Origin of the sequence: Salininema proteolyticum (assembly GCF_042685645.1) — a bacterium.
Classification (GTDB): Bacteria; Actinomycetota; Actinomycetes; order Mycobacteriales; family Micromonosporaceae; genus Salininema; species Salininema proteolyticum.
This window is the reverse complement of the sequence record NZ_JBHUNX010000001.1, coordinates 680,471-693,597: the sequence shown is the minus strand read 5'-3', so window position 1 is coordinate 693,597 and position 13,127 is coordinate 680,471. Positions and strand designations below refer to the sequence as shown.

Genomic DNA, 13,127 nt, shown 5'->3' with positions numbered 1-13,127 from the left:
GTATATAGTTAGGTATCGTATCAATTTCACTCTAAATGCCGAGTTTTCAATTGCGATGGATCGCCACGTGGGAACCGGTCCTTCCGAATGGAGAGCGCTCCCATTCCCCCGCCCCGTATCCGCCCCCGGGTGAGCCGCCGCCGACGCGGCGTCCTCACCCGATGCTCGGCAGTTCCCTGGCGCGTCCGGCGACCGGCCCGACGACGATGACCGCCGGAGAGGAGACCTCCTCGTCCCCCAGGCGCTCCAAGGTGGTCGACAGCTCCGTCTGACGCGGGGTCGTGGCGTTCTCCACCACCCGGACCGGGGTGTCGCCCGCCTTGCCGTGCTCCATCAGGGCCTCCGCGATCGCCGCGCGGTTCTTCACGGCCATCAGGAGGACCAGCGTGCCGGTCAGACCCGCGACGGACCGCCAGTCGGTCAGGCCGTTCGGGTGCCCCGGGGGCACGTGCCCGGAGATGACGGTGAAGTCGTGGACCACGCCCCGTTCGGTCACGGAGACGCCGGCCGACACCGGCCCCGCCAGCGAGGACGAGACTCCGGGGACGACCCGCACGGGGATCTGCTCGGCCGCGCAGGCGTCCATCTCCTCCGCCCCGCGCCCGAAGACGAACCCGTCGCCGCCCTTCAGCCGGACGACGGCCTTGCCCTTCTGGGCGTGCTCGACGAGCAGGCGGTTGATCTCGTCCTGCCCCGTCTGACGCCCGTAGGGGATCTTCGCGGCGTCGATCAGCTCCACGTCCCCGCTCAGCTCCGCGAGCAGCTCCTGCGGCACCAGGTGGTCGGTCACGACCACCTCGGCCTGCCGGAGCGCCGCCAGGCCCGCGACCGTGATCAGTCCGGGATGGCCCGGCCCCGATCCGACCAGGGTGACCTGTCCGCGCCGTTTCTCCGGCCCGAGAGCCACCGCGCCCGCTTCGAGGACGCGCTCGACCTCGTCCCGGACCGCCATGGCGCGCTTGGGGTTGCGGGTCGCGTTGACACCCACCGTCACGTCCCCGACGGTCACCGACGCCGACATCCACGCCCCGGACTCGTCGCCCGCGTCCGAGCGGACGCACCACACGCGCCGGCGTTCCGCCTCCTCCGCCACCGCGGCGTTCACCTCCGGGGAGTCCGTGGCCGCCACCGCGAACCAGGCGCCCTCGAGGTCTCCGTCGCTCCACTCGCGACGTTCCCAGGCGACCTCGCCGCGCGCGGCCATGGTCTCGACGGCGGTGGTCGCCTCGGGCGCGACCACGGTGACGACGGCTCCGGCCGCGGCCAGCTTCATGACGCGGCGGGCGGCGACGGCTCCCGCCCCGATGACGGTGACGGGCTTCGACTCCAGGTTGAGGCCGATGGGCAGAATGCTCACTGCGAAATCCTTCATGCTCGGTCTTGCCTCCAGGTTAGGCGAGGCGGCGTCGCGGCCCCGACTCCCCGAGGGCCCCAGTGAACTGTTCGCGGTTCGGACCGGGCCGACGAAGGGAAGCCCGATTGCGCGTTCACCTACCCAAAAATGTGAGGTGGATCTAGACTGGTCATATGCGCCAACGTCCCCGAAAACACGCAAAGCACGCAAAACACGAGGAACACTCGGAGGTGGCGAAGAAGCGAGCGGAGGCGGTGTACGCCCTGTTCAGAGCCTCGCTCTTGGCGGGCATCGCCGTCGCCGCCGTGCTGCTGCCCGTAGCGATGCTGGGCGGCTTGAGCGCCAAGGCCGGCTTCGAGGCCCTCGAGGAGCTCTCGGCGGAGGTCGTGGACACCGACCCGCCGTTGACATCCTATGTGTACGCGGACGACGGGGAGACGCTGATCAGCCTCTTCTACGACGAGTTCCGGCGCGAGGTCGAGTTGGACGAGGTGGCGCCGGTCATGCGCCAGGCGATGGTGGCGGCGGAGGACAACCGCTTCTACCAGCACAACGGCGTGGACTACAGGGGCATCGTGCGCGCGGCGGTCGCCAACCAGGCCTCGGGGTCCGCCACGGGGCAGGGCGCCTCGACGATCACCATGCAGTACGTTCGGGGCGCGCTGCAGTTGAACGCGGACTCGATCCGCGAGGTCATGGACGCCTCCGAGGACACGATGGGGCGCAAGATCCGGGAGGCCCGCCTAGCGATGGCGGTCGAGGAGCAGCTGACCAAGGACGAGATCCTGGAGCGCTACCTCAACCAGGCCTACTTCGGCCACAACGCCTACGGGATCTTCGCCGCGGCCCACGTCTACTTCTCCAAGCACCCCAGCGAGCTGAACCTGGAGGAGTCCTCCCTGCTCGCCGGGCTGGTCAAGGCGCCCTCGTCCTTCGACCCGTTCACCGACGGACAGCAGGCGGCGCTCGACCGCCGCACCTGGGTCCTCAACCGCATGGTGAAGATGGACTACATCTCCCGCTCGGAGGCCACGGAGATCACGGGCGTCCCCATCGAGCTGACGCGCTCGGAGGTCCCCAACTCGTGCATCGACCCCGACGGCTGGTCGAACGAGTACGGCTTCTTCTGCGACTACGTCCGGCTCTGGTTCCGCCAACAGGAGGCGTTCGGCGACACCCCCGACGAACGGGAGCGTAACCTGCGCCAGGGCGGCTACACGGTCATCACGTCGTTGAACCTCGACACGCACGAGAGCGCGCAGAAGCACTTGACCAAGAGGAAGGGCTACAACTCCCAGCGGGCGTTCGGCGCGGTCGTCATGGAACCCGGGACGGGGCGCATCAAGGCGCTGGGCATCAATCGAAAATACGCCTACGACCGCAGTGAGAACGGGCCGCACTCCAATCCGTACTCCTCCGGCAACGGCAACTATCCGAACACTGTGAACCCGCTGCTCGGCGGCGGCTCCTCGCGCGGTTACCAGGCGGGGTCGACGTTCAAGATCTTCACGCTCCTGGCCGCCCTCGACTCCGGGTACGACCTGGGCTACACGATCGGCTCGCCCCACCAGGTGGCGACGTCGTTCGCGTCGGCTCCCGGGCCGGCGACGTGCGGCGGCGTGTGGTGCCCGTCGAACGCCAACCCGGAGATGGCCGGATCGCGGAACATGTGGTCCGGGTTCGGCATGTCGGTGAACACCTACTTCGCCCAGCTCATCGACAGGGTGGGGGCGGACAAGACCGTCGAGATGGCCGAGCGCATGGGCCTGACCTGGCACACGGAGGTCGACGAGTTCTACGCCTCCGAGGAGCGGCGCGCCGGGTGGGGGCCGTTCACCCTGGGCGTCTCGGACGCGCAGCCCATCGAGTTGACCAATGTGTACAACACCGTCAACGGCAAGGGCCAGCTGTGCGAGCCCCTGCCCGTGCAGCGGATCATCGACAGCCGCGGCCAGGACGTCGAGGCGGCCTCGCCGAAGTGCCACCAGGCGATCGACGAGGACGTCGCCCTGGCGGCGTCCGACGCGGGCCGGTGCGTGACGGAGACGCAGCGCTCCGGCGTCGGCTGCGGGTCGTGGGGCACGGCCCGCGAGGTCGGGGACATCGTGAAGCGGCCCGTGTCCGGCAAGACCGGTACCACCGACTCGAACCGCGCCTCGTGGTTCATCGGGGGCACCCCGCAGGTCACGGTCGGCACCTTCATCGCCGACCCCGACTACATCTTCAACAACGTCCCGATGGGCGAGCTCAAGTACTCGCGCGTCACGGCGGCTGAGATCATGAGGGACTACCTGAAGGGCAAGCCGGTCAAGGACTTCAAGGCGCCGCCCTATTCGATCCGGTTACCCGCGGCCTCTTCGAAGGCGTCGCGGTCCACCCGGGGCCTCTTGCCGCGCTCGCCGCGGGAGCCCCGGGTCAGGGTCGACTCGCCCCGCAGCTCCTTGCGCACGAGGATGAACCAGCCGACGGGCATCATGAGCGCGAAGAGCGCCCACTGGCCGGCGTAGGAGAAGTTCATCCAGTCCTTGAAGGCGGGGGCGGCGATCGGGCGGAGCTCGTCAGTGGTCTCCGTTCGGCCGATGTAGCCCTCCCTGAGGTTCAGCCCCGTCTCCTGCGACAGCTCGGCGGTGTTGATGCGGCGGGCCTGGGTGTGCCCGTCCCGCTCCGTGATGCCGCCTCCGTCGGGCTCCGACTCGTAGAGCCGCCCGTCCACGGTGACCTCGCCCTCCGGGGCCTCCGGAATGTCGTCGAGGCTCTCGGTGAAGCCCCGGTTCACCAGGACGGCAGAGCCGTCGTCGAGCAGCAGCGGCGTGACGACCTCGTAGCCGTTCTTCTTCTGGTTGGAACGGAGGCGCACGATGACGTCCTCCTCGGCGTAGGTCCCCGTCGCCTCGACCAGGACCCACCGGTCCTCGTCGGCCAGGTCGGCGTCCTTCTCCAGGACGGTGTCGAGGGCCACGACCTCGGTGGTGTTCTCGATCCGCTCGTTGGCGTCGGCGCGGTCGACCGCCCGGTTCCACTGCCATCGCGACAGGAGGGCGCAGACGATGACCGCTATGACCGCGACGGCGGTGAGCACGGTGATGCGCAGGGCCGCGTTGCGCGGCCGCTCGGGAGAGTCGGCCGACCGTGAGGAATCGGACCGGGGATGCTTCGACACGCTCCCCATCCTATCCGCCGTCTAGAATCGGGTGCCATGAGTGAAGTCGCAAACGCGGTGCGGGCCTCAATGCCGTCCGTCCGCGCCGATCTGGAGCAGCTTGTCCGCATCCCCTCCGTCGCGTTCGACGGGTTCGACCATTCCCACGTGCGCGCCGGCGCCGAGGCCGTGAAGCAACTCTTCGCGGACCTGGGCGCCGAGATTCAGACCATCCGCCACGGGGACGGGCAGCCCTCCGTGGTCGCCAAGTTCCCGGCTCCCGAGGGCAAGCCGACGGTCCTGCTCTACGCCCACCAGGACGTGCAGCCGCCCGGTGACACCGCCAATTGGGACCAGGACGACCCCTACACCGTCGTCGAGCGCGACGGCCGCCTCTACGGCCGCGGCGTCGCCGACGACAAGGCCGGAGTCATGGCGCACGTCGCCGCCCTCCGCGCCTTCGGCGGCAAGCCGCCGGTCGGGGTGACCGTCCTGATCGAGGGCGAGGAGGAGGTCGGCTCGCCGACGCTGGACGACCTGCTCGCCGAGCACCGCGACGCCCTCCGCTCCGACGTCGTGGTCATCGCCGACTCCACCAACTGGTCGACCGACGTGCCCGGGCTGACGACCACCCTGCGCGGCGTCGTCAACTGCTACGTCGAGGTCAAGGCCCTCAAGCAGGCCGTGCACTCCGGCATCTTCGGCGGCCCGATCCCCGACGCCCTGACGTCCCTGACGCGGCTCCTCGCCACTCTCCACGACGCCGAGGGCAACGTCGTCGTCAAGGGGCTGGCCGGCCAGGAGAAGGCCACCCTGGACTACGACGCCGACCAGCTGCGCCGGGAGTCCGGCATGCTCGACGCGACCGAGTTCATCGGATCGGGCAAGCTCACCGACTCCCTGTGGCACAAGCCGACCGCCACCGTCCTGGGCTTCGACGGGCCGCGCGCCGCCGAGGCCGCCAACGCCCTGCAGCCCTCGGCCCGCGCCAAGGTGTCCTTCCGCATCAGCCCCGCGCAGACGGCGGCCGAGGCCTACGAGGCGATCAAGGCGCACTTCGCCGAGAACGCCGAGTGGGGCACCGAGGTGACCGTCGTCGACGAGGGCGGCCTGGGCAACCCGTGCTCGATCGACACCGACGGGCCCCGCTTCGACATCGCCAAGCGGGCCTTCGCCGAGGCCTGGGGCGGGACCGAGACCGTCGAGCTGGGCATCGGCGGGTCGATTCCGATGATCGCGACGTTCCAGGAGCTGTTCCCGGAGGCGTCGATCCTGGTGACCGGCGTCGAGGACCCGCAGTCCCAGGCGCACGGGCCCAACGAGTCGCTCGACGTCGAGATGTTCGAGCGGGCCTGCGTCGCCGAGGCGCTCCTGCTCGAGAAGCTCGCCGCCGAGGAGTCCTAAAGACCTGAAAGGGGGGCCGGTCCGTGCGGACCGGCCCCCTTTTTTTCACGTCTAGATGTTGTCGCGGAACTTGCGCAGCATGCGCGCCAGCGGGTCTCCCGAGGCGTTGAAGAGGTCCTTATAGGACTTGGCGGCGGCCTTGGCCTCCTCCGAGATGGAGACGTTCTCGTCGTCCTCCCGGCGCGGGTACTCCCCCGCGAGGTAGTCGAGGTACTCGCCCTCGTCGGTCCAGGTCTTCAGCGCCGCCGCGCGGGCGACGGCGTAGTCGTGCGAGCGCGTCTCCAGCATCAGGAGCTTCAGGAAGCTCTCGCGCAGGTCGCCGCCCGTCTCGAACTCCTTGGCCTGGGCGAGGAAGGCGGTGGTGTCCACGTCGCTCAGGTCGCCGCCGCCGGCCATCTTGGCCATGAAGCGGACGCTGACGCCGGGGTCCTGGACGGCGAGCGCTCCGGCGCGGTCGGCGGAGAGCTCCGATTTCCTGCTCCACTCCATGAGGCCCGCGATGATGACGCGGAGGCCGACGACTCCGACGGGTATCCAGGCGACGCTGGTGGTCAGGCGCAGGAGAGTGTTGAGCATGGTCTGGTAGAGGCCGTGGCCCGACTCGGCGTGGCCGAGTTCGTGGGCGAGGAGGAAGCGCAGTTCGTCCTCGTCGAGCATCTCCAGGGAGCCGGAGTTGATGATGATCATCGGCTTGTCGATGCCGACGCACATGCCGCCCAGGTCCGGGTTGCGCATGATGTACAGCTCGGGGAGGTCCGAGATGTCGAGCGTCGCGGCGACCTCCATGTAGGCGTCGTGGACGCGGCTGTACTGGTGGCGGTCGACTTTGATGCCGGAGCCCAGGTAGGCGAGCCGGATGGCGCGTTCGTTGACGATGCCGGACAGCTTCCGCATGACGGTGTCGAAGCCTCTCAGCTCCCTCAGCGCCGTCAGGGCTCCCCGGTCCGCTGGGTGTTCCCAGGCGCGGGAGGAGATTCCGGTCAGGGTGGTGCGGCGGCGCGGGGCCTCTTCGTCCATGCTCACTCCTTCAACCTCGCCGGCCCGTCGGGACGGGGTCGCGTTCCTCGGTGAACGGCTTGGGGTTGTCCGGCGGTCGCCTGTCAGTGTGACACACCCGTGCCACGGTCTGAGAACTCGCTCGGGAACCGGGTGACGACACGCCGCGACCGGTGTTGACTTCACCGTCCGGTACGGCTACTTATGGACACGGGTCAGCAATGGGGTGTCACTTGCTCGGCGTTCCGCCACGTTCGTGACGCCCCACTTTCGCGTGCTGGTGCCGTCGCGGTATCCTGTCGCTGGTTCCGCGGGAACTCGGCGCCAGTAGCTCAGCTGGATAGAGCATCGGACTTCTAATCCGACGGTCGTGGGTTCGAATCCTACCTGGCGCACCACCTCGTTCTCCCCGTCCCCCGTCAGAACGGCCGCCATGACCGACCAGAAGAGATCTCCCAAGTACCCGCTCTACATGGTCATCGGTATGTCCGTCGGCACGGCCATCGGCGTGGTGAACGACGATATCGGCGTCTGGATGCCCATCGGCATGGCCGTCGGCCTGTCCATCGGCGTCGCCATGGACGGACGGGCCGAGAAGGACGCGGAGAAGGCGGAGCGGGACGAGGGCCCGCCCTCCGCGTGAGAATCCCCGAGCACCCAGGGGCATAGCACCTGCCGTGATCGCCTGCGCCACGATCGTCTCCGCCGCTGGACACCGCATGGAACGACGGCCGTCTCCCCGGCTTCCCCGAAAGGCGTGTCAGTCGCGCCAGTGGTCCTCGAAGGCGAAGCACCCCTGGTAATCGTCGGAGGGAGTCGTGAAGGTCCGGTCGGCGCCGCTCTCCCATTCCACCGTTCCGTCCGGGGCGACCTTGACGTACTTGAACTCGAACGAAGTGTCGGCGGGCAGGTGGACGTCCCCCTCCCACCACGGGTATTCCTCCGCGGACAGGCGGGTGTCGGCGGTGGGACTCCAGTTGCCCAGCTCGTCGAGGGACCCGGTGATGTGGACTTCCTGGCCGTACCAGGTGGTGGCGTTGACGTTCACGTCGACGCAGACCTCGCCTTCACCGGGGCCGGGCTCGTCCGGTGATTCGCAGGCGCCGTCGGTGTAGGGAGCGCCGACGTGAACGGCCAGGGCCTCGCCGGCGCCCACGGTGGCGGTGAAGGTGCCGTCGGTGGAGACGGTGACGGCGTCGCCGCCGAGGACGTCGCAGTACCGGCCGGCGGGCATCGCGGTGTTGAATGTGGCGCTGACCGGAGAGGACTCGTTGTTGATCACGATATGCCCGGCGTCGCCGCGGCCGAAGCCGAAGGCGTTCCCGTCATTGTGCCACTCGTCGTTCACGCCGGTTCCGGCGACGGATTCGCGGAAGGCGGCCATTCCCGCGAAGTGGGCCTCGCGGTGTTGGCAGGCCCAGCGGCCGGTGATCGCGTCGCAGTCGACGTCGGCCACGTCGGAGTCGGTGCCGCCTTCGAGGTCGGGCCCCTGGTCCTTGTCGGTGTAGGAGTAGTCCGACATCTGCGAGGTGACCCCGTAGTCGTAGGCCATCATGTAGGTGTTGGCGAGCAGGTAGTCGCCGCCGCCGGTGAAGTAGTCGAGGTAGTCGGCGGAGTCTCCCCCGCGCGGGGTGTCGTGGTTCTGCACGAACACCTGCGCGGAGGCGTCCGGGGACAAGCCCCAGTGCTCGCCGAGGTCGAGCAGGTACGACGCCTTGGATTCCCCGGCGAAGTGGTTCTTCATCCAGCGCGAGTAGTCGAACTGCTGGACCGATCCCGATCCGTAGTACTCGTCCGGTTTGATCGGCTCGTTCGAGTCCTTGTTGTAGATGACTTCGTGGGTGACGTACGGGTCGCCGTCCAGGCGGCCCATGATGTCCTCCAGGTCGGCGGCGGGCATGTGCTTGGCGGCGTCGACGCGGAAGCCGACCACGCCGACGTCGAGCAGGTCCTGCAGGTAGGCGGCGATGGTGGCGCGCACGTCGTCCTGTTCGGTGGCGAGGTCGTTGAGGCCGACCAGGTGGCAGTTCTGGACCTCCCAGCGATCGGTGTAGTCCGAGATCTCGCAGTAGGACGATCCGGTGCTGTGGAAGTCCGAGGAGTCGTATCCGGCCTCGGGGTAGTGGAACCGCCGGTACTCGCTGCCCGCGTGGCCGTGCCGGGTCGAGTCGGAGCCGGCGGCCATGTGGTTGACGACGACGTCGGCGATGACGCCCACGCCTTCGGCGGCGCAGGTGTCGACCATGTTCTCGAACTCGGCGCGGGTGCCCAGACGCGAGTCGAGCTTGTAGCTGACCGGCTGGTACTGGATCCACCAGTTGTCCGGCGTGTCCGTATCGGAGGCGAGGATGTGCTCCTGGGGCGGGGAGATCTTGACGTGCGTGTAGCCCGAGTCCCCGAGGAAGTCGGCGCACTCCTCGGCGATCGAGTTCCAGTTCCATTCGAACAGCGCGATGACCGACGAGTCTCCGGTGACGGCGGGGGCGGCGGACTGCCTGTCCACCTCTTCGTCGGGCGCGGGCGCGGTGGCGTCGGGAGCGTCGGCTCCTTGGGCGGACGCGGGCGTAGCGGCGGCGAGCGTGCCGACGGCGAGGGCCGCGGCGATCGCCGTCGCCCGTCGCCCCTTGAGGGCTTGTCTCATGGTCATGTCGTTGTTCTCCGTTCCGGTCATCGTGCAAGTTCTTGCGTGAACCGCCATGACGATGACATTTATAGATAGTAATTTCCAGATGAATGCAAGACTATTCAGGGAACGCGGCGATGTCAAACATCGACGTCTCGCCCCCAGTCCCCTCGGGACGAACCCGGGAGTGACGTCCGTCATAACGGACTTGACCCTCACGCGGCGTGAGGGAAGAAGATTCGGGGCATGACAGAGAACAACGAGACCGAATACCAGAGCCCCGTCCCGATGCCGGCCCTCGACGCGAAGGCACCCGAGATCTACCGGCAGTTCTACGGAATGCCGATGTTCGCCCTCAGCCCCACCGCCGACCTGGAGGCGTCCCGCGACTTCTGGCTAGAAGGGCTGGGGTTCGCCGACATCTTCACGATTCCCGGCGCGGTGACCCATCTGCGGCGGTGGGCGTTCCAGGACTTGCTGCTAGTGCCGGGCGAGCAGCCCGACGAGGCCCCTGCTGTCAGCGTCAACTTCGCGTGCGTGCCCGACCAGATCGAGGAGATCCGGGACCGCTGCGAGAAGCTGGTCCCCGGCTGCACCGAAGGACCGCGCGAGATGCCGTGGAACTCGGTCGAGCTCACCGTCGTCACACCGGAGAAGACCCGGGTGGTCATGACCGCGGCTCGGCCGATCGATCCGGAGAGCGACCTCGCCGACGAACTGCGCGAATCGGGCTTCCAGATTCCGAAGCCGTGAGGCGGGAGCCAGCCGTGATCCCCGGGCGGGCGTGCGACACTGGTGCCATGACCGGCGAAGCCGCCCGGCCCGGGCCGGGCCCCGACGATCCCGCGGACGCCCTCACCGTCGGCCGGGCCGCGAGCCTGGTCGGCGTGAGCGTCCGGACCCTGCACCACTGGGACGCCATCGGACTCGTGCGGCCCGGCGGCCGCACCCGGACCGGATACCGCGTCTACTCCGGCGAGGACGTGGCCCGCCTCCACCGGGTACTGGTCTACCGGGAGCTGGGGTTCCCGCTGGCCCAGATCGGCCGGATCCTCGACGACCCGGACACCGACGCTAACGACCACCTCCACAGGCAGCGGCGCGAACTGCTGGAGCAGATCGAGCGGCTGCGGCGGATGGTGGGCGCGGTGGACCGGATGCTGGAGACCTCGGCTTCGGGGATGCGGCTCAGCCCCGAGCAGCAGGTCGAGATCTTCGGAGACGACTGGCGGCCGGAATGGGTCGACGAGGCCGAACAGCGTTGGGGGCGGACGGCCCAGTGGGAACAGTACTCACGGCGGGCCGCCGAGCTGTCGCCTTCGGACTGGGAGAATGTCGCGGCAGCGACCGAGTCTTTTCAGGCGGACCTGGCAGCGGCGAAGCGGTCCGGCGTCGAACCGGGGTCGGCGGAGGCCAACGCGCTCGCGGAACGGCACCGCGCCCTGATGTCGACTTACTTCGACTGCACCCACGCGATGCAGGTGTGCATGGGCCGCATGTTCGTCGAAGACCCCGGATTCGCGGCGCACTACGACGGGCTCGCCCCCGGCCTGGCGGAGTGGCTGCGGCGGGTGCTGTTCGCCAACGCGGAGGCCAACGGCGTCGCCCCGGAGACGGCCACTTGGGATTCGTGACCTCGACCGTCCCCGGGCCGGCGGGCTAGAGTGCCTTCACGCTGACATTGCCCTTCACGGTCACGTACGGCTCCAGGTTCTCGACAGCCTCCGCGTCCAGCATTTCGGAGGCGCACAAGCGCATGCGGGCGAACCCGCCGGGGACCTCGACCTCGACGTCGAAGTCCAGGACACCGCTCCCGACCGGACGGGAGCGCTCTACAGGCCACCGTGCCTCGAACGCGAGCCCGGATCCGGCCTCCTCTCGCACGGTCGCCGGAATGCGCCCGTACACCGGAAGCCCGCGCGCCGACCAGGAGAGATACACCGTGGCCCCGTTCAACTCGGCGCCGTCGGCGATCCGCCCCTCGAAGACGAGCTCCGACTGCTTGGCCCGCAGGTTGTCGAGAACGGCCTTCCCCTTCGGGCTCTTTAGCGCCCGTTTCCGGTCGCGTGCCTCGGCCAGCGCCGCTCCCCACTCGCGGGTGACCGCTTCGTCGCTGAAGTCCGCGGCCCGTTCGCGTGCGTTGCGGCGCAGTTCCCGCAGCCTGTCCTCCGGCAGGGTGGAGACTTCGGCGATGGTGGCGGCGAGGGCGTCGACGTCCCCGGCGGGTACCAGGAACCCGTCTACGCCATGCGTGATGATGTCGCCGGCCCCGTAGCGCACGTCGTAGGCGATCGGGATGCACCCGGCCCCCATGCCCTCGACGAGCACCAGGGGCAGGCCCTCGAAGCGGCTGGACAGGACGCTGAAGGAGGCCCGGTGGAAATGCTCCTTGACGTCGGTGCGGTGGCCCATCAGGGTCACGTACGGGGTGGCGTCGAGTTCTTCGATCTGCCGCTCCACGTTCTCCCGGAGGCGGCCGTCACCGAATATGCGGACCCTCGCCTCGCCGCCGTCGGCCCGCACTTTGGCGAAGGCCTCGACCGCGTGCTCGATCCGCTTCTGATAGGTCAGCCGTGCCACCATGATCCCGTCGTTCCTGTCCCGCTCTCCGACGTCGGGCCGCTCGTCGAGGGTGCGGGAGTTGGGGATCGGGATCATGTTCCCGCCGGCCAGGCGGGCCTCGTCGAGCTCGCCGGCCTGCCGTGCCGTCAATGGCGCCACCAGATCGTAGGAGCCGAGCCCCTTGACCGTCTTGACCATGTGGCCCGCCAACCTGCCGAACGAGTCCTCCGCACCGTGGTCCAGATGCGAATTGTGCAGGACCTGGACGGTGGTGACGTCGGGGCGCCGGTAGTTGTGCAGGAAGCCGCCTACGAACTGAGAGTCGTTGATCAAGTACGCCGGACCGGTACCCATCACGTGGTCGAACCAGGCGAAGTACAGGCCCGTGGCCCGGGTCCACTGGTTCAACACCGCGCCCTTCCTCGAGAAGAGAGTCAGTCTACGGCCGCCGACGGTGCCGCGTTTCTTGACATCGCGGCGGTCCGACACCAGACGCGTCCCATTGCGGCGGAAATAGTCGATCTGAAGCACGGTGCCGTCGGCGGCGAGGCGCTTCGTCGTTCCCGCTCCTTCATACGAAAGGAGGTCTGTCGGTTCGTCGAACGTGTGGTCGTTCGCGGCGAACCCCTTGGCGAGTTTCCGATCGGATAGGTTCGCCAGCTCTTTCCAGAGGTTGCGCAGCCGCGCCTTCTTCGCCAGTCGGCCCGTCTCTCGCAGCTCGCGTTCACGGGCGCGCACGTCCAGGCCGTAGGCCAGGGTAAGAATGTCCACCCGGCGACGACCCAGCCGGGCGAAGGTGGAACTGCGGTGCAGAAGGACGCTCGTCAACCCTCCGAAATTGTCGGGGATCGTCCATGTCAGACCGTAGATCGGTTCACGGGGAAGGGACCGCTTCACATCGTTGCGGGACATTCGGGGCTCTCTCATTCTCACCGGAGGACTGCCGAACCGTAGCGGAGCACCGTCGCAGAGCCTTCGGAGCAGTCGGGGGTCGCCTTTCACAGCGGCAGTGACCGGGTCGAACCGTGCGGGGGAAAGCAGGCCGGCAG

The 13,127-nt window shown here is 68.5% G+C and carries 9 protein-coding genes, 1 tRNA gene and 1 pseudogene; 6 read left to right on the top strand and 5 right to left on the bottom strand.

Features of this window, described 5'->3' with window-relative positions:
- Window positions 1–154 precede the first annotated feature (154 nt).
- Window positions 155–1,357 carry a uroporphyrinogen-III C-methyltransferase gene (gene cobA, locus ACFTE1_RS03250; RefSeq protein ID WP_380617504.1) on the bottom strand — a complete coding sequence of 401 codons (1,203 nt, stop codon included), beginning with the start codon at window positions 1,355–1,357 and terminating at the stop codon, window positions 155–157.
- Window positions 1,358–1,584: 227 nt separating this feature from the next.
- Between cobA and ACFTE1_RS03245 the strand changes: the two genes are divergently transcribed.
- Window positions 1,585–3,861 (top strand): transglycosylase domain-containing protein, encoded by a 2,277-nt coding sequence (locus tag ACFTE1_RS03245; RefSeq protein ID WP_380617505.1) that lies wholly within the window; start codon window positions 1,585–1,587, stop codon window positions 3,859–3,861.
- 29 nt (window positions 3,862–3,890) lie between these two features.
- Here ACFTE1_RS03245 and ACFTE1_RS03240 read toward each other — a convergent pair.
- Window positions 3,891–4,523 (bottom strand): annotated as a pseudogene (locus tag ACFTE1_RS03240) (SURF1 family protein); the annotation flags it as partial.
- A gap of 27 nt (window positions 4,524–4,550) precedes the next feature.
- On the opposite strand from ACFTE1_RS03240, the gene ACFTE1_RS03235 reads away from it, so the two are divergent.
- Window positions 4,551–5,897 (top strand): dipeptidase, encoded by a 1,347-nt coding sequence (locus ACFTE1_RS03235; RefSeq protein WP_380617506.1) that lies wholly within the window; start codon window positions 4,551–4,553, stop codon window positions 5,895–5,897.
- A gap of 51 nt (window positions 5,898–5,948) precedes the next feature.
- Here ACFTE1_RS03235 and ACFTE1_RS03230 read toward each other — a convergent pair whose 3' ends face one another.
- A complete protein-coding gene (locus ACFTE1_RS03230) occupies window positions 5,949–6,914 on the bottom strand; it encodes a M48 family metallopeptidase (RefSeq protein ID WP_380617507.1) in 966 nt (321 codons plus the stop codon).
- A gap of 300 nt (window positions 6,915–7,214) precedes the next feature.
- On the opposite strand from ACFTE1_RS03230, the gene ACFTE1_RS03225 reads away from it, so the two are divergent.
- Window positions 7,215–7,291: transfer RNA gene (locus ACFTE1_RS03225), tRNA-Arg, on the top strand.
- Window positions 7,292–7,326: 35 nt separating this feature from the next.
- The gene (locus ACFTE1_RS03220; protein ID WP_380617508.1) at window positions 7,327–7,536 is read left to right on the top strand and encodes a hypothetical protein; all 210 of its coding nucleotides are present in this window, start codon (window positions 7,327–7,329) and stop codon (window positions 7,534–7,536) included.
- 117 nt (window positions 7,537–7,653) lie between these two features.
- On the opposite strand, the gene ACFTE1_RS03215 is transcribed toward ACFTE1_RS03220, so the two are convergent.
- Window positions 7,654–9,540, bottom strand: coding sequence for a carbohydrate-binding module family 20 domain-containing protein (locus ACFTE1_RS03215; RefSeq protein ID WP_380617509.1), 1,887 nt, complete (start codon window positions 9,538–9,540; stop codon window positions 7,654–7,656).
- A 222-nt stretch (window positions 9,541–9,762) separates the two neighbouring features.
- Between ACFTE1_RS03215 and ACFTE1_RS03210 the strand changes: the two genes are divergently transcribed.
- Both ACFTE1_RS03210 and ACFTE1_RS03205 read left to right on the top strand, forming a co-directional pair.
- Complete coding sequence (locus ACFTE1_RS03210) at window positions 9,763–10,269, top strand: VOC family protein (RefSeq protein ID WP_380617510.1); 507 nt, start codon at window positions 9,763–9,765, stop codon at window positions 10,267–10,269.
- A 47-nt stretch (window positions 10,270–10,316) separates the two neighbouring features.
- Window positions 10,317–11,150 carry a MerR family transcriptional regulator gene (locus ACFTE1_RS03205; RefSeq protein ID WP_380617511.1) on the top strand — a complete coding sequence of 278 codons (834 nt, stop codon included), beginning with the start codon at window positions 10,317–10,319 and terminating at the stop codon, window positions 11,148–11,150.
- Between the two features lie 25 nt (window positions 11,151–11,175).
- Here the strand turns inward: ACFTE1_RS03205 and ACFTE1_RS03200 are convergent, their stop codons facing one another.
- Entirely contained in the window at window positions 11,176–12,990 is a 1,815-nt protein-coding gene (locus tag ACFTE1_RS03200) for a glycosyltransferase (protein ID WP_380617512.1), read from the bottom strand.
- Between the last annotated feature and the right edge of the window lie 137 nt (window positions 12,991–13,127).